Genomic DNA, 1,278 nt, shown 5'->3' on the forward strand with positions numbered 1-1,278 from the left:
AATTTACATTGATTTGATTCCGTAAGCTCATTTCCAAGCAATTCTTTTAGTCGTGGATGTTCGCTCACAATGTATTGGACAGGCTGTAACTGTTTTATCTGCGTGTTGATGTTTTGAGCAAGCTCTTTGTAATCAGTCTCTATGAGAATAGCACGGTTATTTTCTAACAATCTTGTGAGTACTTCCTTACCGGAAGCGTTATTTATGGCTGATTTCTTTTCAGTTTCGCTTTCAGTACTTTCGATCATTTGTTGCGATACGCGTAAGCGATTTAAGAAATTTGCTTTACTCTGATTCACGCTCATTCTCTTTTTGTTTTTTTATAAGTGTCGAGAAGCTCTCGGGGGCGGGTTTGGGAAAGGTGCGCGTGTTGCTCCAAGCTTTCGGTGTTGGCATTGGTAAGCGTGAACACAAACTAACGAATTTAGAGAGTAGCGCGTGTCGTTTCGTCGAACGATAAAATTGGCGCCATATATTCCATATCACTCGATGTGGAGGTTTGAGAGAAGTCTGCTTGTTCCTGAGCTCTCTGATGAGTACAGGTAAGTCTATGCTAACAGGGCAAGCTTCACCGCAAGCTCCGTTTAAAGAACATGCATCAAGAAGATCTCCCGCGTGTTCTATTCCTTCTATTTGTGGAGTGACGATTTGTCCGATTGGACCTGGATAAGTGCTTCCATATGCGTGGCCACCGATTCTTGTGTATACGGGACAATGATTCATGCATGCGCCACATCGTATACAGGTGAGCGTTTCCTGAAGTACATCATCTTGGTACATAGCGCTGCGCTTGTTATCAATAATTACGAGATGAAATTGTGACGGACCGTCTAGCTCTTGATCTTTGCGTGGTGAACTGATCATGTTGAGGTAGGTTGTCATAATCTGACCCGTTGCTGAACGAGTCAGTAATTTGAGCAAGGTTGGCAGTTCTGCGAATGAAGGAATAACTTTTTCAAGTCCCATTAACGCAACGTGAATATCTGGTGCGCCGGTCGATATGCGACCATTTCCTTCATTTGCTACCAAGCAAAGTGTTCCGGTCTCTGCTATCGCAAAATTAACCCCGCTAATACCCATGTCGGCCTGCATGAATTTTTGTCGGAGTACTTTTCTCCCAACGCCAATAAGTTCATCTACAGTGGCGTCTTTTGGAGGTTTACCAAAATCCTCATTAAGCTTATCTGCGAAGAGTTGGGCTATTTGCTCTTTTGTCTTATGGATGGCGGGCATGATGATATGAGATGACTTTTCATGATCAAGTTGAACAATGTATTC

General features: G+C 43.1%; 2 protein-coding genes. Both read right to left on the bottom strand.

Going from position 1 to position 1,278, the window contains the following annotated elements; translation table 11 throughout:
* Nucleotides 1-299 (bottom strand): hypothetical protein (locus A3762_RS15660; RefSeq protein ID WP_156493498.1); only part of this gene is annotated, 299 nt, incomplete at its 3' end.
* Nucleotides 286-1,278 (bottom strand): LUD domain-containing protein (locus A3762_RS15665; protein WP_156493499.1); only part of this gene is annotated, 993 nt, incomplete at its 5' end. The genes A3762_RS15660 and A3762_RS15665, both read right to left, overlap by 14 nt.

This window comes from Oleiphilus sp. HI0125 (assembly GCF_001635355.1).